At 55.5% G+C, this 25,776-nt stretch carries 23 protein-coding genes; 18 read left to right on the top strand and 5 right to left on the bottom strand.

The genetic code is table 11. The annotated features are described in order from the left end of the window. Positions 1-112 precede the first annotated feature (112 nt). From PV433_RS01460 to PV433_RS01450, 3 genes are all read left to right on the top strand, one after another. Positions 113-1,276 carry an amidohydrolase family protein gene (locus PV433_RS01460; protein ID WP_332070422.1) on the top strand — a complete coding sequence of 388 codons (1,164 nt, stop codon included), beginning with the start codon at positions 113-115 and terminating at the stop codon, positions 1,274-1,276. Continuing rightward, positions 1,276-1,650, top strand: coding sequence for a Rieske (2Fe-2S) protein (locus PV433_RS01455; RefSeq protein ID WP_332070421.1), 375 nt, complete (start codon positions 1,276-1,278; stop codon positions 1,648-1,650). The genes PV433_RS01460 and PV433_RS01455 overlap by 1 nt, the downstream gene beginning before the upstream one ends. 172 nt (positions 1,651-1,822) lie before the next feature. Then, complete coding sequence (locus PV433_RS01450; protein ID WP_332070420.1) at positions 1,823-2,212, top strand: hypothetical protein; 390 nt, start codon at positions 1,823-1,825, stop codon at positions 2,210-2,212. A gap of 69 nt (positions 2,213-2,281) precedes the next feature. On the opposite strand, the gene yfbR is transcribed toward PV433_RS01450, so the two are convergent. Next, positions 2,282-2,875 carry a 5'-deoxynucleotidase gene (gene yfbR, locus PV433_RS01445; RefSeq protein WP_332070419.1) on the bottom strand — a complete coding sequence of 198 codons (594 nt, stop codon included), beginning with the start codon at positions 2,873-2,875 and terminating at the stop codon, positions 2,282-2,284. 87 nt (positions 2,876-2,962) lie between these two features. On the opposite strand from yfbR, the gene PV433_RS01440 reads away from it, so the two are divergent. After that, positions 2,963-3,697: a glycerophosphodiester phosphodiesterase gene (locus PV433_RS01440; RefSeq protein ID WP_332070418.1), complete on the top strand. Its 735-nt coding sequence runs from the start codon at positions 2,963-2,965 to the stop codon at positions 3,695-3,697. A 50-nt stretch (positions 3,698-3,747) separates the two neighbouring features. Here the strand turns inward: PV433_RS01440 and PV433_RS01435 are convergent, their stop codons facing one another. Next, the gene (locus PV433_RS01435) at positions 3,748-4,608 is read right to left on the bottom strand and encodes a polysaccharide deacetylase family protein (protein WP_332070417.1); all 861 of its coding nucleotides are present in this window, start codon (positions 4,606-4,608) and stop codon (positions 3,748-3,750) included. A gap of 307 nt (positions 4,609-4,915) precedes the next feature. On the opposite strand from PV433_RS01435, the gene PV433_RS01430 reads away from it, so the two are divergent. The 5 genes from PV433_RS01430 (at position 4,916) to PV433_RS01410 (ending at position 11,222) form a co-directional block, all read left to right on the top strand. After that, positions 4,916-6,451, top strand: a complete 1,536-nt coding sequence (locus PV433_RS01430) for a fumarate hydratase (protein ID WP_332070416.1) — start codon at positions 4,916-4,918, stop codon at positions 6,449-6,451. A gap of 418 nt (positions 6,452-6,869) precedes the next feature. Next, complete coding sequence (pnpS, locus tag PV433_RS01425; RefSeq protein ID WP_332070415.1) at positions 6,870-8,666, top strand: two-component system histidine kinase PnpS; 1,797 nt, start codon at positions 6,870-6,872, stop codon at positions 8,664-8,666. Between the two features lie 248 nt (positions 8,667-8,914). After that, entirely contained in the window at positions 8,915-9,631 is a 717-nt protein-coding gene (locus PV433_RS01420) for a response regulator transcription factor (RefSeq protein WP_332070414.1), read from the top strand. A 216-nt stretch (positions 9,632-9,847) separates the two neighbouring features. Next, the gene (locus tag PV433_RS01415; protein WP_332070413.1) at positions 9,848-10,321 is read left to right on the top strand and encodes a ferritin-like domain-containing protein; all 474 of its coding nucleotides are present in this window, start codon (positions 9,848-9,850) and stop codon (positions 10,319-10,321) included. Positions 10,322-10,502: 181 nt separating this feature from the next. Further along, positions 10,503-11,222, top strand: a complete 720-nt coding sequence (locus tag PV433_RS01410) for a DUF421 domain-containing protein (RefSeq protein WP_332070412.1) — start codon at positions 10,503-10,505, stop codon at positions 11,220-11,222. A gap of 56 nt (positions 11,223-11,278) precedes the next feature. On the opposite strand, the gene PV433_RS01405 is transcribed toward PV433_RS01410, so the two are convergent. Further along, entirely contained in the window at positions 11,279-11,431 is a 153-nt protein-coding gene (locus PV433_RS01405; protein ID WP_332070411.1) for a hypothetical protein, read from the bottom strand. Positions 11,432-11,625: 194 nt separating this feature from the next. Here PV433_RS01405 and PV433_RS01400 point away from each other — a divergent pair, with 194 nt between their 5' ends. Further along, positions 11,626-12,564 carry a hypothetical protein gene (locus PV433_RS01400; protein ID WP_332070410.1) on the top strand — a complete coding sequence of 313 codons (939 nt, stop codon included), beginning with the start codon at positions 11,626-11,628 and terminating at the stop codon, positions 12,562-12,564. Positions 12,565-12,713: 149 nt separating this feature from the next. Here the strand turns inward: PV433_RS01400 and PV433_RS01395 are convergent, their stop codons facing one another. Beyond that, entirely contained in the window at positions 12,714-13,673 is a 960-nt protein-coding gene (locus tag PV433_RS01395) for a helix-turn-helix transcriptional regulator (RefSeq protein ID WP_332070409.1), read from the bottom strand. Between the two features lie 67 nt (positions 13,674-13,740). Between PV433_RS01395 and PV433_RS01390 the strand changes: the two genes are divergently transcribed. Together PV433_RS01390 and PV433_RS01385 are read left to right on the top strand one after the other, a co-directional pair. Then, entirely contained in the window at positions 13,741-14,268 is a 528-nt protein-coding gene (locus tag PV433_RS01390) for a hypothetical protein (RefSeq protein WP_332070408.1), read from the top strand. A 137-nt stretch (positions 14,269-14,405) separates the two neighbouring features. Next, positions 14,406-16,952: a PAS domain S-box protein gene (locus tag PV433_RS01385; protein ID WP_332070407.1), complete on the top strand. Its 2,547-nt coding sequence runs from the start codon at positions 14,406-14,408 to the stop codon at positions 16,950-16,952. A 2-nt stretch (positions 16,953-16,954) separates the two neighbouring features. Here the strand turns inward: PV433_RS01385 and PV433_RS01380 are convergent, their stop codons facing one another. Further along, the gene (locus PV433_RS01380; RefSeq protein WP_332070406.1) at positions 16,955-18,736 is read right to left on the bottom strand and encodes a methyl-accepting chemotaxis protein; all 1,782 of its coding nucleotides are present in this window, start codon (positions 18,734-18,736) and stop codon (positions 16,955-16,957) included. A 274-nt stretch (positions 18,737-19,010) separates the two neighbouring features. Between PV433_RS01380 and PV433_RS01375 the strand changes: the two genes are divergently transcribed. The 6 genes from PV433_RS01375 (at position 19,011) to PV433_RS01350 (ending at position 25,628) form a co-directional block, all read left to right on the top strand. Continuing rightward, positions 19,011-20,000: a PstS family phosphate ABC transporter substrate-binding protein gene (locus tag PV433_RS01375; protein ID WP_332070405.1), complete on the top strand. Its 990-nt coding sequence runs from the start codon at positions 19,011-19,013 to the stop codon at positions 19,998-20,000. A gap of 106 nt (positions 20,001-20,106) precedes the next feature. Further along, positions 20,107-21,033, top strand: coding sequence for a phosphate ABC transporter permease subunit PstC (gene pstC, locus PV433_RS01370; protein ID WP_442951461.1), 927 nt, complete (start codon positions 20,107-20,109; stop codon positions 21,031-21,033). Beyond that, the gene (pstA, locus tag PV433_RS01365; protein WP_332070404.1) at positions 21,033-21,899 is read left to right on the top strand and encodes a phosphate ABC transporter permease PstA; all 867 of its coding nucleotides are present in this window, start codon (positions 21,033-21,035) and stop codon (positions 21,897-21,899) included. The genes pstC and pstA overlap by 1 nt, the downstream gene beginning before the upstream one ends. Before the next feature lie 14 nt (positions 21,900-21,913). Then, complete coding sequence (pstB, locus tag PV433_RS01360) at positions 21,914-22,666, top strand: phosphate ABC transporter ATP-binding protein PstB (RefSeq protein ID WP_190929449.1); 753 nt, start codon at positions 21,914-21,916, stop codon at positions 22,664-22,666. A 21-nt stretch (positions 22,667-22,687) separates the two neighbouring features. After that, positions 22,688-23,347, top strand: coding sequence for a phosphate signaling complex protein PhoU (gene phoU / locus PV433_RS01355; RefSeq protein WP_332070537.1), 660 nt, complete (start codon positions 22,688-22,690; stop codon positions 23,345-23,347). 55 nt (positions 23,348-23,402) lie between these two features. After that, entirely contained in the window at positions 23,403-25,628 is a 2,226-nt protein-coding gene (locus PV433_RS01350) for a GGDEF domain-containing protein (RefSeq protein ID WP_332070403.1), read from the top strand. The last annotated feature ends 148 nt before the right edge of the window (positions 25,629-25,776 follow it).

Raw genomic sequence — 25,776 nt, 5'->3', positions numbered from 1 at the left:
CTGAATGCCATATTCGATGTCGAGCAGGCTTCCTGATCGGCTTCGTGATCAAAAGTGGACTTTTTGAACAACCTCTACAAATAGAAAAAACGATCACGGGGGAGAGAAACCTATGGAATCGAATCAGCCGATTCAATCTCTTACTGGAACTGGAACTGGAGCTGGAACCAAGCCGAAAAGGAAACGCTCCATCATCGATTGCGACCTTCATCTGGCCCCTCTGCGCGGGGGATACCAGGCGCTGAAGCCGTACATGTCCCGGTATTACCGGGAACAGATTGAGACATGGGGACCGCGGGTGCCCGGGCAAATCGGCATGTACAACAACGGCGGAACGAACGGCACGATGCAGGAGTATAAAATCCCTCCGGGAGACGAGTCGGTCGCTCTCGATTACATTCGCGCCAACCTGCTGGAGAAGTATCAGATCGATTACGGAATCATCACCGGCATGGATTACGGGATCAATACGATTCCGGATACGGACTATGCGGCCGCCGTGTGCTCCGCGTGCAACGACTATACAATCGAGCATGTGCTCTCGAAGGAACCCAGGTTCAAAGCGTCCATCATGATTCCAAAGCAGGACGCCATCCTGTCGGCCAAAGAGATCGACCGCGTCGCTTCGCATCCCGGCTTTGTCCAGGTTATCGTCTCGAACGGAGCCGAGAAGCCTTACGGACACCGGCGGTATTATCCGATCTACGAAGCGTGCGTGCGGCATAATTTGCCGTTTGCGATCCATGTCAGCATGGAGGGCATCGGGATCAATCCACCGCCGACGGGAGCCGGCTATGTCTCGCATTATGCGGAGTACCGGCTCGCCCGGGCGGGCATTATGATGACGCATCTGGCAAGCTTTATATACGAAGGCGTGTTCGAGCTGTTTCCGACGCTGAAGGTCGTCATGATCGAAGCGGGGATGATGTGGATCGCGCCGGCTATATGGCGGATGGATCAGGACTGGAAGGCGCTGCGCCATAACACGCCTTGGGTCAAGAAGCTGCCGAGCGAGTATTACCGGGAACATGTGCGCGTGACATCGCAGCCGATCGAGCTGCCGGCTAAGCCGGAGCTGTTCCTGCCGATGCTGGAGGCGATCCATGCCGGCCAGTGTCTGATGTTCGCTTCCGATTACCCGCATTGGGACTTCGATTCGCCGCAGCTTGCTTTTCCGAAACTGCCGGATGAGCTGTGGGAGCGCGTCTTTTACCAAAATGCGGCGGAGCTGTATGGGCTGCCACAGCGGGACGCGGCCAAGGGAGGGAGCAACTGATGCCCAGCTACTTGGCAGGCCGTGTGTCCGAGATCCCTCCCGGCACGCGAAAGATCGTTGAATTGAACCGCCGCAGCATCGGGATCTACAATATCGACGGACGGTTCTATGCGATACGCAATCTGTGTCCCCATCAGGGGGCGCCGCTGTGCGAAGGCATTACATCAGCTTACGTCACCTCTCCAAGGCCGGGCGAGTTCGTATACGAGCGGGAGGGCGAGGTTGTCCGGTGCCCATGGCATTTCTGGGAATTCGATGTCAAGTCGGGCTGCATGATCGTCGACCCGGCGACGAGAACGAAGACGTATGACGTAACGGTGGAACGGTACGACGTCTCCGTAGAAGACGGCAATGTGATCGTTCATATGGCATAAGCGCAGGCCGGTCTGAAAAGCAAGCACCGGCCATACAGTCCGATCTCGGCTGCAGGCACTTGTTACACGTTCGTGACAAATGTCCGGAAAGATTTGTATCGGGACAGCCTTTCCGATATACTACATTTGAAACGAACTGCTATACGCAGAGATCGAAGGAGGCCGTTCAGCCGTGCATCAGGCGATGTATGTCGTGCATGTCATTTGCGCGCTTGCGCTCATTTTCTACATTTTGCTTCCGTTTTTGGCAGGAGGCGCGGTTAATCGTCCGACCGCGGTAGCGCTTCACCGCGGCAACCGGATCGGACAATACGTTCTCATTCTGGCGTTTTTGTCCGGAGGGTATATGGTCAGCAAGGCCGAATATTCGGTATGGTGGATGGTGATGGCGATCGTACTCGTTCTTGTGATGTTCGCCATGACGGGGATGTCCTCGAAGCCGTTCAAGAAGCTGATCGCCGGGGATTCCACAGCAGCCGCCATACGCAAGCTGCGGACGTTCACGCTGATCAACGGGGTCAGCTACGTGCTGCTGATGGCCATGATGCTTGGACCGAAGTAACGCAATACGAACAACCGGACTTTCCTACCCAGGGAAGTCCGGTTTTCGTCTTGTTGTGCACCGGCCTTGTTACGGAGCCGGTTCGTTAAGCTCGTCGAGCGTTTTCTCGAAGCTGGGGGCGAGGTGCTGCAGAAAATAACGGATCTCCGGCATATCGAGCTTCTCGATCGACTGCTCGATCTGTTTTTGGGCTACGGCGAATTCGCGGTTGCCGGCCGACAGCTCGGAGGCGCATTTCAGATAAGCGTCCAACAGATCGGCGCCTTTAATATAGCGGGCATGCTCGGCATCGGTATTCTTGCCCTCGATCAGGGGACCGTATACGTGCTGGAGCTCCGGCGGGACCATATTGACGAGCCGCTTCGCCGCGTGCTGTTCGATTTCGCGGAAGTTGCGCAAAATATCGGGATTGTGATGTTTGACCGGAGTCGGGATATCGCCTGTAAATACTTCCGTCGTATCGTGGAACAACGCTGCGGTGACGATCTGCTCGGTCGGCAGCCGGCGGCCGTAAACGACGTTGGCGATCGTGCACAAGGCATGCGTCAGCAGCGAGACGTGAAACGAATGCTCGGCCACGTTTTCCTTATGGACGTTGCGCATTAGGCTCCATCGCTCGATGTAACGAAGACGGTATAAATAAGCGAGAAAATGGCTTTCCATCAGCTTCACCTCATCTGCATTATACAAGACGATTTTTGGGAAAACCAGCAAGCGGCATTAGCCCATATAGCGGAGGCCAGATAGAATATGAGAACTACGCACCGTCAAATCGCGGTAGTCGGCCATCGGGGAGCGGCCGGCGACGCGCCGGAAAATACGCTGGGCTCGTTCGCGCTTGCCGTGGAGCAAGGGGCGGATGCGGTCGAACTGGACGTGCATCTGTCCAAAGACGGAAGCATCGTGGTTTGCCATGACGCGAAGGTGAACCGGACAACGACGGGGAGAGGGGCGATCGCGGAGTTGCTGACAAGGGAGCTGAAGCAGCTCGACGCCGGGATGTGGCACTCCGACCGGTACGCCGGGGAACGTCTGCCGCTGCTGGAGGAAGTATTCGACCTGCTTCCTCCGGCCGTAGGCGTGAACGTGGAGATGAAGGTCGACAGCCCGGAACTTCGGGACGGACTGCTTCGTCTCCTTCGAGAACGGAGCATGCTGGAACGGGTATTCGTATCCTCCTTCCACCACGGGGGATTAACCCGTATGAAGCAGGAAGAGCCCGGGCTCCGAATCGGCCTGTTGGTCGACAAGAAGCCGATCATGCCGGAGGAGGCCATGCGTAAGTACGGGGTGGAGCTGTATTCGATGCATCCCCATCACAAGCTGGTCAACCGGCAGTGGATGGAACAGGCGAACCGGCTCGGCATCCGGGTATACCCGTGGACGGTGAACAAAGTTCCGCGTATGGCGGAGTTAATCGCGCTGGGCGTATCGGGCATCATCACCGACTTCCCGGCTCGTTTGCGGGCGCTGCTGAACAATTAAAAGGCCGCGGCACAACGGACCTCCGGTTGGTCGCGTCCCGCGGCAGCTTGTTATCGGATTACCGTTTCGATGCGCCGCCGGATCGTCTGGTGCAGCACTTCCGGCGAAATATGCGGACTGCCCGCATTGATACGCGGGATCTGCATCTTGTTCACGCTTCGGGTCGCCATCTCGGGCACGATCGTGAAGGCGTACTCGATGCCGGCTTCTCTCAGAAGCTCGGAGGAGATCTTGTCGTACACGCCGTACGGGTAAGCGAGCGTATTGACCTTCTCCGGACCGAGCGGCGTTAACCTTTGGATGCACGCACGGGTGTCGGACACGATTCTTTGCCTATACTGTTCTTCCGTCTCCTTTCCTCCGTCCGGGGTAGGCAGGCGGGTGACCATAAACGGCGCGTCGGGATTGTCATGCATCCCTTCCGTATGGCATTGCGCGCTTATAATGCCCGGCTTCGCCGTCGTCATCGTCCGGATCTCGTCCGGGGTCATGAAGGTTGGCGTATGTTCGCGCGGGTTGTCGTGTTTGTTCGTAATGATAAAGTTCGCGGCCGGGATTCCCATCCGGGTCAAGATCGGATATGCGTTCGCATACACGCTCTCGTATCCGTCGTCGAATGTAACGAGCACGGCATTGTCGGGGACGGCGGCGCCTTCCATAAAGGCCAGAAACTGCTGCAGCGAGATGAACGTGTAGCCGCGTTCCCGCAAATAAACGAGCTGCTCCTCGAACAGGTCTGTCGTAATCGTGCCGGAGCTCTCGTCTTCATTATAGATGTGATGATACATCAGGACAGCCACCTGTTCGGCGTACATCGTCTTGCCCTTAGAGACGCCAAGGACCGGCATGAGCAGCGCGATTCCGGCGACGAAAAATATCAGAGTACGGATTAACAGTTTGGTTCGGTTCATAGCGGGTCGGACTCCTTGTGCCGAAACTTGTCCGGTTCCGGATGATAGACGGGCGCGAGCTTCTTTTCTCTGCCAAGAAGCGTCCCGGATTCCCAATGTTGGGCTGAATTCCATTCCTTATAACTCCGCGTCGAAAAACCTTTAAGGAGAGACGTGGTTGCGAGTCTCGATGATCTGAGAAGCCATGCCTTTAAGCATGGGAGTCATCACCGTTGTAAACGTTTAGCTTCATCTGGTATGATCAGGTTATATATGTTTTTACCCATCATCCCATACTTTTAGACGGCCGAAAGGAGCAGCATGTTTCATGCAACATTTTAAGGAAAGCATTTATAAGCTGATCGTAGAAACTTCTACCAATTTGCCGGCCGACGTACGCCGCGCGATTCAGCGCGCCCAGGAGAGCGAGGACGAAGGGACGCGAGCGGCTCTGTCGTTATCGACGATTTCCGAGAACATTACGATGGCGGAATGCAACGTGTCGCCCATCTGCCAGGATACCGGCATGCCGACTTTCATTATACATTGCCCGGTCGGAGCAAACCAGATCGAAATGAAGAAGAGCATCATTGAAGCGGTCCGCCAGGCGACGAAGGACAGCAAGCTTCGCCCGAATTCGGTCGATTCGCTGACCGGCGCGAACAGCGGCGACAACATCGGTCCGGGCGTTCCCGTCGTTCATTTCGAGCAGTGGGAAAAAGACGACGTCGATGTGCGGCTTATTCTGAAAGGCGGCGGCTGCGAGAACAAAAACATTCAATACAGCCTGCCGGCCGAGCTCGAAGGCGTAGGCAAAGCCGGCCGCGACCTGGACGGCATCCGCAAATGTATTATGCACGCCATCTATCAGGCGCAGGGACAAGGCTGCAGCGCTGGCTTTATCGGCGTAGGCATCGGCGGCGACCGCACGACAGGTTACGAGCTGGCCAAGCATCAGCTGTTCCGCGCAGTGGGCGATGTCAACCCGAATGCCGACCTGCAGAAGCTGGAGGAGTACGTCATGGCGAACGCCAACAAGCTTGGCATCGGCACGATGGGCTTCGGAGGCCAAGTGACGCTGCTCGGATGCAAAGTAGGCGTGATGGACAGGCTGCCGGCGAGCTTTTTCGTATCGGTTGCTTACAACTGCTGGGCGTTCCGTCGACAAGGCGTGTTGCTCGATGCGGCGACAGGCGAGATCAAGGATTGGGTGTACGAGGGCGGCAGCAACGTTGCAATGGCCGATCCGGCGGACAAGACGAAGACAGGTGGAGAAGGACGCCGCGAGGTGGTGCTGCAGGCGCCGATCACTGAAGAGCAGATTCGCCAGCTCCAGGTTGGCGACGTTGTCGTCATCAACGGCCTGATGCATACCGGCCGGGACGCGCTTCACAAATATTTGATGGATCATGACGCTCCGGTCGATCTCGACGGACATGTTATCTACCACTGCGGACCGGTTATGGCCAAGGACGAGAGCGGGGAATGGCATGTCAAAGCGGCCGGACCGACGACGAGTATCCGGGAAGAGCCGTACCAGGGCGATATTTTGAAAAAGTTCGGGCTTCGCGCCGTAATCGGCAAAGGCGGCATGGGACCGAAAACGCTCGCTGCGCTTCAAGAGCACGGAGCGGTCTACTTGAATGCGATCGGCGGAGCGGCCCAGTATTATGCGGAGTGCATCAAGAAAGTCGACAGCGTCCATTTCATGGAGTTCGGCATCCCGGAAGCGATGTGGCATTTGCAGGTGGAAGGGTTTGCTGCGATCGTAACGATGGACTCGCATGGCAACAGTCTGCACGCGGACGTCGACAAAAACTCGCTGGAGAAGTTGGCCGACTTTAAAGAGCCGGTATTTAAATAATCGGTCCGGGACTGTTCGTGGGAACGTTATGCCGGAACGATCAGTATGAACGGGAAAGGCCCTGGTATCCGATACCAGGCTTTTCTTTTGCTGTCGGACGTTTACAAAATCTTTACTGGAAAAAACGAAAGGGGCGGACTACGCTATATAAGTTGAACTAAATCTGCTATGGGCAAACTGACTGCAGCGGAACGGAATGGACTTACTATTTATTAGTTCAACTTATCTTATATAGTTAGGTTTGCAATTAAGCTTGGCCCATGCTGGCAGCCTGGGGCGTAGCAGGCCGCTTACGGATTTCGGGAATTCGGGGATAATAAAGGAAACAGGCGACGGATTGCGGCGGAGCCCCCGGTACAAGATCTGCCGTTTGCGGACGATGGGGAATGCAGACTGGCAAAGGAGCGAATAACTGTCCATGAAAAAGTTCAGAACGCGGCTGACGCTTCTGTTTGTGGTTCTGATCGGCTGCTCCGTGCTGGCTGCTGCGGTATTTGTAGCTTTTATGCTGGAGAGGTCGCATATGAACGCGCTTCAGGACGGCATGAAGCGCGAGATTCAGATTATTATCGCTACGGCGGAAGGAAGCATTCAGCAGTTTGAACGTCGCAACAGCGATTATTTTACCGAGAGAGCGGTATATTTGAAAGAGTCGGCCGACTCTCGCGTGACGTTCATCTCGGCCGACGGAGTCGTGCTGGGCGATTCCGACCTCGATCCGAAGCAGATGGACAATCACTTGTCGCGCGAAGAAATTCGTCAGGCGCAACAGTCCGGAGTCGGCTACTCGGAGCGGCGCAGCGAATCGACCGGCCAGAACATGTTGTACGTCGCGATGTCGGTGCGCAGCGGGGCGGACATCGTAGGATTTATCCGTCTGTCGATGGGGCTTGAAGTAATCGAATCGACGATTAGCAACCTGTGGTGGGGACTCATCGGCGGACTGCTTGTCGTGTTCGTCATCGCCGGGCTGATCAGCTTTCGGGTAGCGCACCAGCTGACCCGGCCGATCGAGCGGATTACACGGGTAGCGCGGCAAATATCGAATCTGAACTACAAATCACGCGTATACTTGCGCAACCGCGACGAGATCGGTCAGCTCGGCCAGGCGATCAATACGATGGCGGACAGCTTGCAGCTGCAAATGCACCGCATCCTCGAGAATGAAAGCCGGCTGTCCAGCGTGCTGGACAATATGGTGAGCGGGGTCGTCATGATTGACGCCGAAGGCAGGATCGTGCTGGTCAATCGTTCCGCGGAAGAGATACTCGGCTACTCGTCCAAAGATTTTATCGGCAAAAGGTTCGACAGCGCCAATCAGCCGTACGAACTTGTGCAGATGATCAAGGAGTGCATCGAACGCAACGAGCGGATTCGCGACGAGATTTTGTTTTATTTCCCGGAGGAACGAATTCTTGAGGTGAATCTGGTGCCGATGCAGGGTGTCGAGGACGATTGGCTCGGGCTGGTTATCGTTCTGCACGACATTACCGCGTTCCGCCGGCTGGAGCGGGTGCGCAGCGAGTTTGTGGCCAACGTCTCCCATGAGCTGAAGACGCCGGTGGCGGCCGTGAAGGGGTTTGCCGAGACGCTGCTTGCCGGGGCGATGAATGATGCGGATACCGCCAAATCGTTTCTGCAAATTATATACGATGAGAGCGAGCGGCTGAACCGGCTGATCGGCGATATTCTGGAGCTCTCCAAAATCGAATCGAAACGGGCGCAGCTGCAATTTTCTCCTGTTCATCTGCATAGCTTTGTCGGTAAAACGCTGGATATGATGCGTCCGGCGGCCGACCCGAAGCAGATCGGGCTGGAGATGAAGGTGGATGAGGACATCTACATGGAGGCCGACGAAGACCGGCTGCGGCAAATTATGATTAACCTGCTCTCCAACGGGATCAACTATACGCCGGACGGCGGCAAAGTGAAGGTATCCGTAGAGACGGTCGAGGCGGACGCGGAGGACGAGGCGGAGAAAATACGGATCGTCATCTCCGACACCGGGATCGGCATACCGAAGAAAGATTTACCGCGCATCTTCGAACGCTTTTACCGGGTCGATAAAGCGAGATCGCGCAGCTCCGGAGGCACCGGACTCGGGTTGTCGATCGTCAAGCATCTGGTCGAGCTGCATAAAGGCACGATCCGCGTGGAAAGCGAGCTGGGACTCGGGTCGAAATTTGTTTTGGAACTGCCGGTCATTCAGCAATAAAAGGTTCGGGATCAGGCGGGGGGCGGGGCGAGTGAGTGGCAGGTACTGTACGGGGGAAGCGTGGAAAGTGGAAAATAGAAAATAGAGAAATGACGCCGATTCTGTACGACTTGTCTGCTTCGCTTCCTGTTCCTTTCTCGGAGTTTAGTCAAACGTGAAATTTTGTGGTAAGATTTTATTATCGTAAACCTTTCTCCGGTCCGGGGAGAAGATGAATCTATTTATGCAATGTTTCGCAGGGGGGCTCCATGCCGAAAAACATTTTGGTTGTCGAAGACGAACCGACCTTGGCCCGGCTGCTGTCGTACAACTTGTCGCAGGAAGGCTACCAGACGAAGGTGGTCGACCATGGCGGGGAAGGGCTGCAGACCGCGCTTCAGGAATCGTTCGATTTGATTATTCTCGATATTATGCTGCCCGGGATGAACGGTTTTGAAGTGCTTGCCAAGCTGCGGCAAAAGGGCGTGAAGACGCCGGTGATCATACTGACGGCAAGGAACGCCGAGGAAGAAGTGGTGCAGGGCCTCAAGGCCGGCGCTGACGATTACATTACGAAGCCGTTCGGGGTGGCCGAGCTGCTAGCAAGGGTATCGGCCGTCATGCGCCGGACTGGGACGGAAGACACATTTGCCGTCGAGGAACCGGGAACGGATAAAGTGATTCAGGTCGCCGATCTGAGAATTTATCCCGAGAAATACGAGGTCGTCCTGAACGGCGAGCAAATTCAGCTGCGTCCGAAGGAGTTCGAGGTGCTCCTTTATTTGGTGCAGCGGCCGGGCGTCGTAGTGACGAGAGACGATCTGATGAATATCGTCTGGGGATTCGATTATGTCGGCGGACAGCGTACGGTTGACGTTCATGTCAGCTCACTGCGCAAAAAGCTTGAGATGAACCAGGAAACGGTGCAAATCGATTCGATTCGCGGTCTGGGCTACAAATTAATCGTGCATACGACCAAGAAGTAGGTCCATTTCCCGGGAAATGGGGGCGGCGGACGATTACAAACGATACTTTTTGTAAAATCATGCTGAAAATCGCTTTCTCTTTATCGAGAGGGCGATTTTTTGTTTATCTGCCTATATCGACAGCTTGTGCTCCGGGCGGGTTTTGCGCGATACGGAACTCCATATGGGATATGAGCATACGGTAACAGTACATAATTGGAAAGGGAGGAGTATCTCATGTACTGGGTATCTCCATATTGGGTTCGTGCTGATTTCATACCGGTTTGGGCTACAACGATTCAGCAGGCGCTGAACCTTATCAAGGAGTCCGTCCAAGGAGAACGAAATGACGAGTTGTTCTACGACGAACTGATCCAGCTTGCCCCGAATCGGCAGCAAGCGGCGATGATCGAAGGAATCCGCAACGACGAACGGACACATAACCAGATGTTCCGGGATATGTATATGGCTCTGACCGGCCAAACGGTAACCGGTATCAGCAACGAAGCTTACACGAAAGTCCAATCATATGCCGAAGGGTTGGAAAGAGCGCTGAGCGGCGAGCTGGCTGCGGTCGAGAAATACCGGAAGATTTGGTTCGGCCTGCCTGCCGGTATTTACAAGGATACCGTCTTCGGCATTATATTGGACGAATTGAAGCATGCGGACAAGTACAACTACTTAATTTCGTTAAACCGGGCGGGAAGCTAACCTGGGCTGCGAGTGGGTCACGAGAGCTGCTCCAACAGACTCTTGGCTAACGGCTTCCGGCAGGCAGGCTGTCACCTTCAAGCCAAAGACTTATTAATCCGGCAATTTCCGGTTAAAGACTCTATAAAGGAAGCATACTATGCCAAGGAACCGATTTCCAATTCCAAGGAGACATCAGCTCGTGGCCGAATATATGCATATTTTTTTTCGTACCATGATCGCGTTCGTCATGCTGCTCGTTATCGCGCGGATTCTTGGCAAGCAAGTACTGTCCAATATGACGTTTCACGACTTTGTTACCGGTATTACTCTGGGAGCTATCGCCGCCAATTTGGCGTTTAATCCCAAGATCGAGTCTTCGTATCTGGTGCTTTCTCTTGCCGTGTTTACGGCGACTTCCTTTGTGATCGCGGTAGTATCCATCAAAAGCAGAAAAGTGCGGAAATGGATCACAGGCTCACCGACGGTTCTGATCGAGGGCGGTAAACTATTAGAGGGCAATATGAAAAAAGTGAAATATTCACTGGATTCGCTTATTCAATCGCTGCGCGAAAAGGATGTGTTCGATCTCCATGAAGTTGAGTATGCGGTGCTGGAGGATAACGGCAAGCTGTCCGTACTCAAAAAGCACGACTATCGGACCATCACCAAAAAAGATTTGCATATTACTCCGAAGGCTCCGACAAGCTTCCCGATCGAACTCATTATGGACGGTCAACTAATCGAACGGAATCTGAACGAACACGGCGTCTCGCGCAAGTGGCTGGAGTCTGAATTGGAGCATAAGAATAAGCGGATATCGGATGTTTTCTATGCGGTGAAAAGCACAAGCGGCAAGCTGATGCTCGATTTTTACCAGGACGGCTTAAAACAGCCAATCGATAAAGAACTGAACACATAACACAAAACGCCCCTTGCTTCCGGAACCGGATAGGGGCGTTTTTGGCTATAGAAGGGCTAAAAAGCGGCGCTATCCGGCTCGATATTGATTCTCCCGTCCTGTTCGGTGTCGGTTTCATCAAGTTCGTCGTTTTGTCTCAAGCCCGGGCGTTCATGCGCTTCCAAATCTTCGCCGACCTCTCGCTGTACGGCCTGTTCCCGCTTATCCATCGTGTTCCTCCTTTCTGCTCGAACGTTAGCCTTTCCCGGGAGCTGGGGCGATATTCGTTCCGGTACCAGAAAGCAGGCCCGGTCACCCGCCTTTCATACTCATCGCACCTGACGATTAACTGTTTTTGTATGGACTGAAACAAAGCGGGGCTTCTTTCGTAAATAGAAGAAACCGAATCTGGGAGGGAATGCCTGTGTGGGAAACGTTGAACCGGAAGCTGGACGAAGCGAATGAGAAACGGCAAAAAAAGTTGAAGTACGAACGCCGGTTAACCGATATGCAGGCCCGCATCCGGGAGGTGCAAAGTCAGATTCCCCGGCTGGAGCTGAAGCTGGAGAAGGAAAACCGCGATGTGGAGCAATTGACGAAGCTGACGCTGACTAGTTTATTTCATACGATTTTGCGCAGCAAGGAGGAGCAGTTGGAGCTGGAGCGGCAGGAAGCGCTTCGTGCGGCGTTGCAGTTGCAGGAAGCGAAGGATCAGCTGGCCAAGTTGGAGAAAGAACGAAGCGAGGTCGGCCTGGCGCTGGCGGAGGTGAGGTTAGCCGAGCAAGAATATGAAACGCTGATGCGGGAGAAGGAATCGAAGCTGCAGCAGTATTCGGCCGAGACGGCCAGTCAAATCGCCAGGATGGACGAAGAAGCGGCCTTCACTTCGGAACGCCATGTGGAGCTGCGGGAGGCTGTCGACGCCGGAGAGCTGGCGCTGAATCTGCTGCGTCAGGCGGAAGGGAGTCTGGGCAAAGCCGAAGACTGGGGAACGTGGGACATGCTGGGCGGAGGCACGGTCAGCACGTATATCAAGCATGGCCACATCGACGACGCCCGTTCCATTATTCGTGCGGCGCAGCTCCGGATGCGTCAGTTCGAGAAGGAGCTGGCGGATGTGGGGCGGCATTCGGCGATGAGGATTGAGATTAGCGGCTCTTTGGAGTTCGCCGATTATTTCTTTGACGGATTGATTACGGACTGGATCGTTCAGGGGCGGATTCAGAACTCGCTGGAGCAGGTCCGCAAAGTGCGCCAGAACATGGCCCGCATCGTGGCTGATCTGCAGCGCGAAAGGGCGACAGCGGAAGCCGAACTGACAAAGCTGCGCTCGCGCCGGACGGCGTTGATCGAAGGGGCTTGAATCGCTTCCGGAATGTGAATGGTTTCTGGTGCCGGATCTGGCGACCGTATCTTGCCTAACGCCAAAAAAATGGGCTATGCAAGTATGCAAGTCCCCAAGACGAATGCGCCGTTCGCAACCCGAACCTCTCGCGATTACCGGCCGCCAGGTTAGGGTTCCCCGTACAGAGCAGCCGCGCCTCGAGCCATCTCCGCGACTTTAGTCCGCAGCTCCGCCGGTTCGGCCAGCTCTCCGTGAGGGCCGAGACTTAGCGCGAACCGGCACGCTTCCTCCTCGCTTTGGAACCGCATCCGGCACGGCACGCATCCGTCTTCGCCTGCAGTTCCTTGTTCCAGCACTTTGGAATATTTCCAGTACATCGTCAGATGGGTGTAGGCCGCATCGATCCGAAACGCCGCTTCGAAACGGGGCAGGGTCGTGACGAACCGCTCAGTCGAAGCTTCCCAATAGGAAGCGAGCTGAAAGCCGGGAGGCCGCGCGGAAGCTTCGTCCAGCATCTCGCACCGGACGATCCGGGCGATGCGGTACGTTCGCGGCTCTCCCTGCACCCCCGCAACGAGGTACCAGACGGTTCCCTTAATGACAAGTCCGAGCGGATCGACGACCCGTTCGGAGACGCCTGCTTTTCCTTTATCGTAAGACAGCTTCACTTGCCGCTCCCGCAGTACCGCTTCTTGCAGCAGAGGAAGCGGTTCGACCGATTCGCCGGAATCGTGCCAGCCCGCCGCATCGATATGAATCCGCTCGCGGACGAACTCGGCCGTTCGGCGGCCGACGCTCGGCAACGCGGCCAGCAACTTGATCAGTGCGCCCTCCGACGCCCGGCGCAGCCCGAGATCGTGCAGAACGCGTTCCGGAGCGCCTACGAATAACGAAGCAATCTCCTCCTCATGCAGCCCGGTCAAGTTCGTCTTGTATTCGTCCATCAACTGCCAGCCCCCGCCGGTACCCCGCATCGCCATAACCGGTACGCCTGCGCTGCCTAACGCCTCCATATCGCGATGAATCGTCCGTTCGGATACTTCCAGACGGTCGGCCAGCTCCGCGGTAGTTATCCGCCCGTAAGTCTGAAGCAGCAGCATTATCGATAACAGCCGATCGGCTCTCATTCGTCTCGCCTCCGAAAATTCAATCGAATATCCCCACTATATTTCAATATGACAAAAGGTGTCAACAATGAACGAGTATACTGAATTTATCGGCATAGGCGTAGACACTGGCATCGAAGAAGGCGCCGGTAACGAAGAAGATACCGGTATCGATAAAATCGCCGGTTTTCGGCGCAGACACCGGCACGGCATCGGCATCAACATAGCAGCCGGCATCGAATCGGAGCGGTCGTCGCTCTGGCCTCCGATCCGAACGTTCGCGCCAAATCGGGGAAAGCGCTCATGTCCGGGGATATGGCGGATGAGTATGGATTTACGGACGTGGACGGTTCGCAGCCGAACTGGAATACGTACTACAAGAGGACGTTTGCGGAGTAATCAACAGACGGCCGCAGCAGGCGGGGGATGGTGCCGCCCGCTGCGGCCGAATTGCGCTAGGCCTCAATTGGGCGGCGATCGGCGCCGGATGAAGGCATGGCCCGTTCTGCTTCCGGCCACCCGCCGGCCACCCGCAAGCGGCGGAACGGCGGACCCGCACGGCCTTCGATCCTTCGCTTCAACCGTTCCGAGAAGGGAAGCAGACTTCTTCGCCTAACCCGCTTTGGCATCTATGTCAAACGCATTATTTTTTGCATAACCGGCATCTTTCGAGTTTTTTTCCAGTCCGATCCTTGATACAATGAAAACGCTGTTACCGTATCTATACAGTCGGTTTCAAGAGGGAGCTTGGGGATGGAAATCATAGCGGGAACCTATAACGGCTGGCTTATTTTGTTTTCTTTTGCGGTTGCTGTCGTATCTTCCTATACGGTCGTCACGTTGATCGGCAGGCTCGGGTATCGCAAAGACCAGCTTCGTATTTTCACCTCCGCATTTATGAACAGCATCGGTTTATGGGCCGTCCATTACATCGCTTTGACGGCTTACGGACTTCCGCTTCCCGCCGATCAGCTCTTCCCGTTTTTTTTCTTGTCCGTCACCATCTCCTTTTGTACGTCATACGCCGCGATGAGTTTATTCTCGGGCAGTTCGCCGGGTCAGGACAATCTGATCGCCGGCAGCCTATTGATTGGCAGTGGAATTATGGCGATTCCGTTCATCGGGATGCAGGCGTTACGCGTCTACACCGAGGTCGAGTACGATCCGCTCTGGATCGGCTTCGCCTGGCTTCTGGCGTCGGTGGACGCTTATTCGTCGGTATGGCTTGCTTACCGGCTAAGACGTCACGGGTTCGTCTGGCGGATTGCCTGCTCCTTCCTGATGGGGATCGGAATTATCGGCGTCCACTTTACTTTCATATACGGAACGACCTTTCGCTCGACGATGCCGGGGATGGAGTCTTGGTCCATTTCGGTCAATCAATTATTTGCAAGCGCTGTAGGCATGGCCGCCCTGTTCATCTTGGGCATATGCGTCATGATGGTTCTGGTCAACCAGCGTCTGCGGGAGGCGGAGCAGAAGTTCAGCTCGTTGTTCGAGAACAGTCCCGATCTGGTGCTGTTCATCGATATGGAAGGATGCATCGTCCGCTCCAACCCGAAAGCGTCGGAAATCGCAGGGTACGACCGTTCCGAGCTAACCGGACGCAAGCTGATCGAGTTCATCTCTCCCGAGGAGCGGAAGCAGGCGCAGGAGAGCTTCATTAAAGCCATGTCGGGACAAGGGCATGAGCTGGAAATTGGAGTTGTCGCCAAGTCCGGGAAACGGGTGGAGCTGTGGGTGTCTTCGATCCCGATGATCTTCGACGGTATCCGGGAAGGGATATGCGTCATCGCCAAAAACATTACGGCCGACAAAAAGATGAAAGAAGAGCTCAAAAGACTGACCGAGCGGCACGAGCTGATTTTGAACACGATGGTGGACGGCGTGTACGGTCTCGATATGGACCGCAGGACCGTGTTCTGGAACAAAGCGGCGGAAGCGATGACCGGTTTTGCGGCAGAAGAGCTGATCGGCCGCAAAGCACACGGCTATGTGCATCATTCGTATCCAGACGGCTCTCCTTACGAGGAGGACGACTGTCCGGTGTACTCCGTGCTGGACGATCCCAGAACGCATACCATATCCGAGGACATGCTGTGGAGGAAGGACGGCACTTCCTTTTTCGTCGAATATACCGTTAGCCCGATCATGGGCTCCAGTTCGGATTCGGCTGCCGCGGTAGTCACCTTTCGGGATATTACGGAAAGAAAACGGCACGAGAACGCTTTGCTCCAAAGCGAAGCCCAGTACCGGACACTGGTGGAAAATTTGCCGGATGCGCTGATCGTCGTCAAGGAGGACAAGAGCGTCTACGCAAACGATACGGCGGTCCGGATGCTCGGAGGGAGCCGGAAGGAAGACGTGCTGCGCAGAACTGTGTTCGAGAAGGTAAGCCCGGAGTGCATGGAGCTCGACCGGCTGATTCAGGCTCCCGAATGCGAGGAGCAGCTGCCGCTGCAATCGAGCGAGCATCGATTCAAACGGCCTGACGGACAGATGCGCGACATCGATATCATTACGTTCTCCGCCTGGTATGAAGGCAGTCCGGCCCGGTACATGCTGATGCGCGACGTGACGGAGCTGAAGCAGGCGAGAGAGCTGATTCAGCGTTCGGAGAAGCTGGCGGTAGCGGGAGAGCTCGCCGCCGGCATCGCGCATGAGATCCGCAATCCGCTCACGGCGATCAAAGGATTCATTCAGCTGATGAAGGAACGGATCTCGCCGAGCTATTACGAGGTGATCCAATCGGAGATTAGCCGGATCGAGCTCATTACCGGCGAATTGCTCATGCTCTCTAGACCGCAGGCGATTCTGTACCAGCCACGGAATATGGCGGTGCTGCTCGATCACGTGGCCACCTTGCTCGAGACGCAGGCGATCATGTGCAATGTGGTCATCGTTCGCCGCTATAATACGGCCTCACTGAACGTGAGCTGTGACGAGAACCAGGTCAAGCAGGTGTTTATCAATCTGGTGAAAAATGCGATCGAGGCGATGCCGGAAGGGGGGACCGTTACTCTGGAGGCGCGGATGGAGGCGGATGAGCTGCTGATTGCCGTGCGCGACGAAGGAATCGGCATCCCCGAAGATAAGCTGGGCAAGCTCGGCCAGCCTTTTTATACGACCAAGGATAAAGGGACAGGTCTTGGACTGATGATCAGCATGAATATTATCGAGCATCATGAGGGGCGGGTTCGGGTGTACAGTCAGGTCGGAAAAGGAACGGAGTTCCAGGTGCTGCTGCCGGTCGTCCGTCCTCCCGAGACTGCGGCGGAACACGGCTTCCCGCTGAATTGAGCTTACGGGGCGTCTCTCCTGGCCGTAAGCTCCGTATCGTAAGGCGTCCGGAACTTGCCGATCTCGCCGAATAGGCCGGCTGCCAGCTCGTGCATCGCACCCGCCTGCTCGGCCACTTGCCGGACCGATTCGTTCTGCTCGGTCGAGGCCGAGTTCACTTCCTGAACGCCTGCGGCCGTCTCCTCCGCGATTGCGGCTACGTGCTGAATCGTGCCGACCAGACTGACGCTGGCTTCTTCACCCCGCACCACCATCGCGTGAATCAGTTCGGTCTGACCGCTCAGGCCGGCGATCGATTGCTGAATCGTCCGGAACGTTTCCAGCGTATCGCCCACCTTGCCGGATTGCGCCCGCGACGCCGCCCCGGCTGCCGCCATCTGACTCCGCACCTCCGCCATCTGCTGCTGCAAGGACCCGACGATCCCCGCGATCGACTGGGCCGACGTTTTCGTCTGCTCGGCCAGCTGTCTCACCTCGTCCGCGATGACGAGAAACCCTTTGCCGTGCTGGCCGGCGCGAGCCGCTTCAATCGAAGCGTTCAGCGACAGAACGTTTGTCTGGCTCGCAATCTCCGTAATCGCCTGAACGATTTTCGTAATATGGGCCGTGTCCGCAACGAACGTCTCGACTGCCAGATCGGCTTGCCTCAGCAGCCGATCGGCCGTCTCCGCCGCATCCTGGAGCTCCGATACTTTGGCGGCGCCTTGATCTGCATACTCCCCGGTTTGCCCGCTTAACCGTTTCATCTCGTCGGCGGACCGGGAGATCGCCTCGATTTGACCGCCCAGTTCGGAGACGAGCTGGGCGCTTCGCTCGACGAGGGAGGCCTGCTGATCCGCCCCTTGCGCGATCTCGCCGATTGCCTTCAGCACATCGCTGCTGACGGACGAGGTCGTCTGGGCGAACCGGCTGAATCCGGACGAGCGGCCGTTCAGCTCGACGCCGATCTCCCGCATGCGGACCAGCATCGTGCTGACGTTATCCATCATCTTGTCGAATCCCCGGCTGAGCTGCCCCAGCTCATCGTGGGCGCTGGAGCCGATGCGGTGCCGCAAATCCCCTTCCCCGATCAATCCCATCGCCTGCTTCATCTTATGGATCGGCTTCTGGAACGAACGAATGATGTACAGCGATACAAGGAGAGCCAGCATAACGGCCGCTGCGGATACGTATAGCGCAATGGCCTTTACCTGCTTCGACAGCTGTTCCGAACGCTGCAGCGAGGCTGCGGCCGATTCCGTATACTTTCTATTAAATAAGTCGGCTTGCTCGAAAATGTATTCTTTATGTACTTGCGACAAGGAGAACTGCTGATCCAACAGGCGTCCGGCTTCGCTGGCCGAGGCGCTGCGAAGTGTGTCCAGAGCGTCATGAAACGTGGAAGTGAATTCGCCGGAGACGGTCACCAGCGTGGCGCTCCATTTCCTTTCCTCCGGGCTGGAGGCCGTTTCGGCGATCTGCTTGACATGCTCCGCGAACGATTTCTCGATCTGCGCATACGAGGCCGCATGGTTTTCCTGTCTCGTGACGACGAGCCCCGCGTGTAAAGAGGCCAGCTCCAGCACTTCCTGCTTCATCTTCATCGCAAGCAGCTGCTTTTCGGTTTCCGCGTTCTGCAGGGCGATTTGCCGCTCGATCTCGGCTTGCATATACGTTTGAAATCCGACGGTTCCCGTCAATGTAAGAACGATCGCGGCAAAGCCGGCGGCGAGCTTAAAGCGCATCGTAACTCCCCGGGGTTTCCCCTTCCAAAACTCCTTCTTTACAAATGGCGTACGCTGCATCAAGCAGGTCTCCCCTTCCCATATCTTTCTAATGTCAGGTTCACACTCAGTATAGGAAAGGATCGTTAACGGACCGCCCGTTTTTTGTTAACGGATTGTAAATGTTGTCGAATGCCGGCGCCGCAATGCTTACGGCGATTCTCTGAAACAAATGTCGAAATATTTAACACTCCGTTTACAAAACATTAAAATTGCGAAAACATAGCGGCACTAGAATAAGTTTTGTAGGCAACAAGCAACATAAAAAACGAACTGAAGCGAAGGAGTGGTCGAGTTGTTAAGCAACAAGATGCGTAAAGGAACGATTATGATGTCTTCCGCGGTACTGGCTTTGACTCTGGCGGCATGCGGACAAAAACCGGCGGACGATAACAAGACGAGCGGAGGAGCGGCCCCTGCGCCGACGAAAACAGAAGCTCCGAAGCTTAGCGGTGAAATTAAAATCGACGGCTCTTCCACCGTATATCCGATCTCTCAGGCTGTTGCGGAAGAGTTTATGAAGAAAAATAAAGACGTGAAAGTAACCGTCGGCTTCGCCGGCAGCTCGGCAGGCATCAAAAAGCTGCTAAATAAAGAAATCGACATCGCCGACGCTTCCAAGCTGATGAAGCAGGAAGAAATCGACGCGATTAAAGCGAAAGGCGACGACGTCGTCAAAATGCCGGTAGCCTTCGACGGAATTACAGTCGTCGTAAACTCGCAAAACGACTGGGCCAAAGATATTACCGTAGCCGAACTGAAGAAAATTTGGGAGAAAGACAGCAAAATTACGAAGTGGAGCGAAGTTCGCGCCGGATGGCCGGATCAGCCGCTCAAATTGTACGGTCCGGGAACGGCTTCGGGTACGTTCGAATACTTCACCGAGGCGGTCAATGGCAAAGCGAAGGAATCCCGCAGCGACTTTACGCCTTCCGAGGACGACAACGTATTGGTAAAAGGCGTAACGGGCGACAAAAATGCGATGGCCTACTTCGGCTACGCCTACTACCTTGAGAACAAGGACAAGCTCAAGGCGCTTTCGGTCAAAGCCGACGACAACGCACCTGCGATCGAGCCTACAGCGAAAACGATCGAAGACGGAACTTACAAACCGCTTTCCCGTCAAATTTACATGTATCCGCTGAAATCCGCCCTGGCTCGTCCGGAAGTGAAAGAATTCATCAAGTACTACATGAGCGAAGACGGCAAAAAGCTGGTGGAATCGGTCGGTTACGTAAAACTGACGCAAAATTTGTACGACGAAAACTTGAAGCACGTGAAATAAGTTGAATCAAAAACGGTTATACCGTGGCTACTCATGGCTATGCAAGGCCGGGGCACTGCCGCGGTATTGCCGTGTTCGACAAGCCACTTTCAGTAGGGGGCGTAATATGCAGAGCATGCAGAATATGGAGAAACCGCTCAACTTAAAAATGAAAAAAAAGCTGATTTCGTCGGATGCGATTATGCCGAAACTTCTGTTCCTGTTTGGCATGCTATCGATTTTGACGACAGTCGGAATTGTCTTGATCTTGCTGCTCGAGTCGGGAAAGTTTTTTGCCAAAGTGCCGGTTTGGGAATTTTTTACAGGTACGAAATGGACTCCGCTGTTTAACGATCCGCAATTCGGCGTATTGCCGTTAATTGTCGGTTCTTTGATGGTTACTCTTATCGCGAGTATCGTCGCTTTGCCGATCGGAATCGGCAGCGCCATCTATTTAAGCGAATATGCGCCGCAGAAGGTTCGCTCCTTCTTGAAGCCGGTGCTGGAAATTTTGGCCGGCGTTCCTACGATTGTGTACGGTTTTTTCGCGCTGACGTTCGTCACGCCGATCATCCGTTATTTGCTGCCGCAAACCGATATGTTTAATGCGCTAAGCGCAGGGATCGTCGTCGGCATTATGATCGTTCCGATGATTTCCTCGCTCAGTGAAGACGCCATGGCGGCCGTACCCCAGTCTCTAAGAAATGCCGCGTATGCGCTTGGCTCTACCAAGCTGGAAGTATCGACGAAAATCGTCGTCCCAGCCGCTTTCTCCGGTATAGTCGCTTCGTGCGTGCTCGGCCTGTCCAGAGCGATCGGTGAAACGATGATCGTGACACTGGCTGCCGGCGCTTTGCCGAACATGTCGTTTAACCCGCTGAAAAGCATCGAGACACTGACCGCTTATATCGTGTCGGTAAGCTCCGGGGATACGACATACGGATCGGTTGAATATTTGACGATTTATGCGGTGGGCATCACGCTATTTGCCCTTACGCTTGGAATGAATATTATCGCGGGTTACATCGCCAGAAAATTCAGGGAGGAATATTGATGAACGCTTTTCCCGAGGATCGCAACCTGGCCAAGCGAAAGCGCAAAAACAAAATATTCCAGACTCTGTTTTTGATGTCGACCTGTTTTGGCGTCGTTGCGCTCGCGTTATTGCTGATACAAGTGTTAAGTCAAGGAATCGGCTGGCTGAATTGGGATTTCCTAACCAACTTTTCATCGCGGATTCCGGAAAATGCCGGATTCAAAGCGGCCATATTCGGTACGCTGTGGATGATGTCCATTACGGCTCCGCTGACGTTTATCATAGGGGTCGCGACGGCGATTTACCTGGAAGAATACGCCAAGGATACGAGGATGAGCCGGATTATCCAGACCAACATCTCGAATCTCGCCGGCGTGCCGTCGATCGTCTTCGGCTTGCTCGGCTTGACGATATTCGTCCGCCTGTTCGGATTTGGCAACAGCATCTTATCCGGCGGCCTTACGATGACGCTTCTCGTGCTTCCGATCATTATCGTCGCTTCCCAGGAGGCGATCAAAGCAGTCCCGATGTCGCTTCGCCATGCTTCGTTCGCGATGGGTGCGAACCGCTGGCAGACCGTGCTGCGCGTCGTGCTGCCGTCCGCCTTCCCGGGCATTCTGACCGGTACGATCTTGTCGATGTCCCGGGCGATCGGGGAGACGGCGCCGCTGATCGTCATCGGGGCGGTCGGCTACATCGCCTTTACGCCAGAAAGCTTCTTCAGTCAGTTTACCGTTATGCCGATTCAAATATACGGCTGGGCGAGCTTGCCGAAGGCCGAGTTCCAAAATGTCGCAGCCGCCGGTATTATCGTTCTGCTGATCGCACTTCTCGGCATGAACGCACTGGCGATCTACCTGCGTGGCAAATTCCAGAAAAAGTGACGGGGGGTCGCGATATGGCTATCGTAGATATTCACAATTTAGACTTGTACTATACCGAATTCCATGCTCTCAAAAAAGTAAACATGGCGGTCGAGGCCGGCTCGATTACGGCATTTATCGGTCCGTCGGGCTGCGGCAAATCTACGCTGCTTCGCACGCTGAACCGGATGAACGATATGACCAAGGGAGTCCGGATCGAAGGCGCCGTATCGATCAACGGCACGAATATTTACGACAAGGACGTGAACGTAGAGACGCTGCGCAAAAATGTCGGCATGGTGTTCCAGCAGCCGAACCCGTTCCCGAAGTCGATCTATGACAATGTGGCTTACGGTCCGCGCATTCACGGTATTACGAACAAACAGGAGCTTGACGATATTGTCGAGAAAAGCTTGCGCTCCGCGGCTTTGTGGGAAGAAGTGAAAGATTATATGAAGAAATCGGCCTACGGCCTGTCCGGCGGCCAGCAGCAGCGGCTGTGCATCGCCAGGGCGCTGGCGGTCAACCCGCAAATTTTGCTGATGGACGAACCGACCTCGGCGCTGGACCCGATCTCCACGCTTAAGATCGAAGAGCTGATCCAGGAGCTGAAAGAAACCTATACGATCATCATCGTAACCCACAACATGCAGCAGGCCGCGCGCGTCTCGAACCAGACCGCCTTTTTCCTGAACGGCGAAGTGATCGAGTTCGCCGATACGGTCAAGCTGTTCTCCAACCCGGAGGATCAGCGCACGGAAGATTATATAACCGGTAGATTCGGTTAATCGGGGGGATTTGCAGTTATGATGACGAAACGGCAAAATTTCGATTCTTCGCTGGGCGATTTGCGCAAGCAGCTCATTGAGATGGGGAACATGGTGGAACAGGCGATTATGTCGTCGGTCCGCTCCTTGAAGGAAGGCAATCTGGAGCTGGCGAGCAGCGTGATTGCCCAGGATGCCGCCGTAAACGCGATTGAGGAGAGCATCGACGAGGCCGGCACGCGGCTGATCGCGACCCAGCAGCCGGTAGCCAAAGATTTGCGCCGCATCTTGATCGCCTTCAAAATGGCCGGCGATCTGGAGCGGATGGCCGACCTTGCCGTCGATATCGCCAAAGTTACGCTGCGGATCGGCGAGGAGCCGCTCATCAAGCCGCTGGTCGACATCCCCCGGATGGCGGAAATTGTCCAGGTGATGACCCGCGACAGCATCGAGGCTTACGTGAACGAAAACGTCGATCTCGCTTACCGGATGGCCAAGATGGACGACGACGTCGATCAACTGCACAGCCAAATTTTGCGCGAACTGTTCAGTTATATGGTGGAAAATCCGCGTACGATCAATCAGTCGCAGCTGCTTTGTTTCGTCAGCCGTTATTTGGAGCGGATGGCCGATCATGCGACGAATATCGGGGAAAGCGTCGTGTATCTGGTCAAGGGCAAGCGTCCGGATCTGAACGCTTGAGTCCGGAACGGCGCCGTACGGATCTTAGATACAGAAGTAGCGGGCGGGGGATTCGATGGTTGGTCTTGGCGGGGAAGAAACCGGATTGATAGCGGACCGGCTGAAAGGCCGGGTTGTCGGTTTGATATATATGGACATAGGCTGGATGCCGGAGATTTCGAACGATAAGGGGCGATGGCCCGTCGAGCGGGTGCGCGGCTCCGTCGAGCTTCTGTTCGGCCAGCTTCGTATGGAATGGCCGTCCTTGTTCTCGCTCCATATGGCCGGGGACGATTTCTTTTTCTATGCCGAGCTGAATTCGGCCGCTCCGGACGCCGAACTGCAGCTGTTCAGGATGGGCATGCAGCTGAGAATGAGGCTGAAGCGCCATCTGACCGAAGAGCTTCGGCTGGAAGGACTAGCGATTCGGCTGGGCTGTGCGCCGCTCGTACCGTCCGCTCATCAGCAACCGTCCGATACGATCTACGATGCAGTCAAACGGGCGATCCGCGAAGCGCAAAGCGCCGGCGATTCGGAGTCCGGCCACCGGGTTCCGCGGACCGAACGGTTTCTCGCCATTTTGCAGGAGCGTTCCATCCAAGCGGTGTATCAGCCAATCGTATCGCTTGCGGGCGGAGACGTTTTCGGCTACGAAGCGCTGGTCCGGGGACCGAAGGGCACCGACTTTCAGTCCCCGCGGGAACTGTTTGCATTTGCCGAGGACGAAGGACTGCTTTATTCGCTCGACCGTCTCGCCCGGGAGAAAGCGATCGCCGGCTGCACGGGGCTCGAGAGCGACCAGCGCCTGTTCATCAATATCCCGGCCGACGTGATTCACGATCCCGATTTTACCCCGGGACGGACGCTCGGGCTGCTGGAGAGGATGGGACTGGCGCCGCACAATGTCGTCTTCGAGATTACCGAGCGGTGCTCGATCGAAGATTTTTCCACAGCCAAAAAAATATTGCAGCATTACCGGAGCCAAGGCTACCAGATCGCCATCGACGATGCGGGGGCCGGCTACTCGTCGCTGCAGGCGATCGCCGAGCTTCAGCCGGATTATATCAAGGTGGACCGTTCGCTGATCCACAATATCCATAAAGACAAGATCAAGGAGCATATGCTTGAGACGTTCGTCGCCTTCGCGGAGAAGATGAACATCCGGATTATCGCCGAAGGCATCGAGCTGCCGGACGAGCTGTTCAAGCTAATGCAGATGGGCATCCATTTCGGACAAGGGTATCTGCTCGCCCGTCCTTCGAGCGAAATGGCGGGCATCGACGACAACCTCGCCCGGCAGATGGCGGATATGCGGACACGCCGCGGGAGCATGCACAGCTTTATGACGATCGGCACGATCGCCTCTCAGGTGCGCACGTTCGATCCGGGCACTCATATCTCCGAAGTGGCGCGTTATTTCAGGGAGTACGAGAACGAGTTATGCGCCGTCGTTGTCCAGGGCGGAGCGCCGGTCGGGCTGATCATGCGGGAGAAGCTGTTCCAGCAGCTGGCCGGGCAATACGGCATCCCGCTCTACTGGAATCGCCCGATCAGCAAACTGATGGACTGCAACCCGCTCATCGTCGACGAGCTCGTTCCGCTCGATCAAGTATCGCAAATGTCGACTGCGCGGGAAACGAACAACTTGTACGATTATGTCGTCATTACTTGCGAAGGCGCTTTCCTCGGGACGGCTTCGATCCGTTCCATATTGGAGTCGATTACGAAGGTGCGCATCGAGCAGGCGCGGATCGCCAACCCGCTGACCGGACTTCCCGGCAACCTGCAGATTCAGCGTGAGCTGGGCAAGCGGATTATCGAATCCCACCGTTTTTCCGTCATCTACGCCGACCTCGATTTTTTCAAGTGGTATAACGACCGGTACGGCTTTCAAAAAGGGGACGAGCTGATCCAGTTCACGGCGGACGTCTTGCAGGAGGCTTCCGGGCTATGCGGGCTTCCGGACGATTTCGTCGGACATATCGGCGGAGACGATTTCATCGTGCTGTCGCGGACGGATTCGCCTTATCAGCTATGCGAGGAGATTATCCGGAGGTTCGATTCCGGGGTAGTCGTCTTTATGGACCCGGAGATGCCGGGACAAGCGGTCGACCGCGAAGGCCGGCCCGTGCAGACGGACCGTGTCAACATATCGCTCTCCCTGATCGTCTGCGAATGCGGCTCGGCTGTAACCGCCGAATATATATCGAGCGAGGCCGCCAAGCTGAAGAAGCGGGCGAAGGCGCATATGGGCAGCGTTTATTTCGGAGAGCGGATCGGACAACGGACGGTTTCCGGTTAGCGCATACGTCAGAACCGGCTCGAAGGTCGACGAACGGAATGGAATCTGCCAGCCGCCCCTTTCCAGCCGCAAAACCGACTCCCTTGGGAGACAGAGACAGGCTGTTGACATTGCTGCCGGCTCCTATTATTCGCCTGGCGGTGGTCAG

The sequence above is a fragment of the Paenibacillus sp. GYB004 genome, from assembly GCF_036577605.1.
GTDB lineage: Bacteria > Bacillota > Bacilli > Paenibacillales > NBRC-103111 > Paenibacillus_AB > Paenibacillus_AB oceani.
This window is presented reverse-complemented; position numbering and strand designations above follow the sequence as displayed.

Bases quoted from the DNA above. Each gene is read 5' to 3' on its own strand.
- PV433_RS01420 (WP_332070414.1), top strand. From the start codon at position 8,915: ATGCCGAAAAACATTTTGGTTGTCGAAGACGAACCGACCTTGGCCCGG.
- pstC (WP_442951461.1), top strand. From the start codon at position 20,107: ATGCAGAGCATGCAGAATATGGAGAAACCGCTCAACTTAAAAATGAAA.
- PV433_RS01385 (WP_332070407.1), top strand. From the start codon at position 14,406: ATGGAAATCATAGCGGGAACCTATAACGGCTGGCTTATTTTGTTTTCT.
- PV433_RS01455 (WP_332070421.1), top strand. From the start codon at position 1,276: ATGCCCAGCTACTTGGCAGGCCGTGTGTCCGAGATCCCTCCCGGCACG.
- PV433_RS01460 (WP_332070422.1), top strand. From the start codon at position 113: ATGGAATCGAATCAGCCGATTCAATCTCTTACTGGAACTGGAACTGGA.
- PV433_RS01415 (WP_332070413.1), top strand. From the start codon at position 9,848: ATGTACTGGGTATCTCCATATTGGGTTCGTGCTGATTTCATACCGGTT.
- pstB (WP_190929449.1), top strand. From the start codon at position 21,914: ATGGCTATCGTAGATATTCACAATTTAGACTTGTACTATACCGAATTC.
- phoU (WP_332070537.1), top strand. From the start codon at position 22,688: ATGACGAAACGGCAAAATTTCGATTCTTCGCTGGGCGATTTGCGCAAG.
- PV433_RS01395 (WP_332070409.1), bottom strand. From the start codon at position 13,673: ATGAGAGCCGATCGGCTGTTATCGATAATGCTGCTGCTTCAGACTTAC.
- yfbR (WP_332070419.1), bottom strand. From the start codon at position 2,875: ATGGAAAGCCATTTTCTCGCTTATTTATACCGTCTTCGTTACATCGAG.
- PV433_RS01380 (WP_332070406.1), bottom strand. From the start codon at position 18,736: ATGCAGCGTACGCCATTTGTAAAGAAGGAGTTTTGGAAGGGGAAACCC.
- PV433_RS01435 (WP_332070417.1), bottom strand. From the start codon at position 4,608: ATGAACCGAACCAAACTGTTAATCCGTACTCTGATATTTTTCGTCGCC.
- PV433_RS01350 (WP_332070403.1), top strand. From the start codon at position 23,403: ATGGTTGGTCTTGGCGGGGAAGAAACCGGATTGATAGCGGACCGGCTG.
- PV433_RS01390 (WP_332070408.1), top strand. From the start codon at position 13,741: ATGAACGAGTATACTGAATTTATCGGCATAGGCGTAGACACTGGCATC.
- pstA (WP_332070404.1), top strand. From the start codon at position 21,033: ATGAACGCTTTTCCCGAGGATCGCAACCTGGCCAAGCGAAAGCGCAAA.
- pnpS (WP_332070415.1), top strand. From the start codon at position 6,870: ATGAAAAAGTTCAGAACGCGGCTGACGCTTCTGTTTGTGGTTCTGATC.
- PV433_RS01430 (WP_332070416.1), top strand. From the start codon at position 4,916: ATGCAACATTTTAAGGAAAGCATTTATAAGCTGATCGTAGAAACTTCT.
- PV433_RS01440 (WP_332070418.1), top strand. From the start codon at position 2,963: ATGAGAACTACGCACCGTCAAATCGCGGTAGTCGGCCATCGGGGAGCG.
- PV433_RS01405 (WP_332070411.1), bottom strand. From the start codon at position 11,431: ATGGATAAGCGGGAACAGGCCGTACAGCGAGAGGTCGGCGAAGATTTG.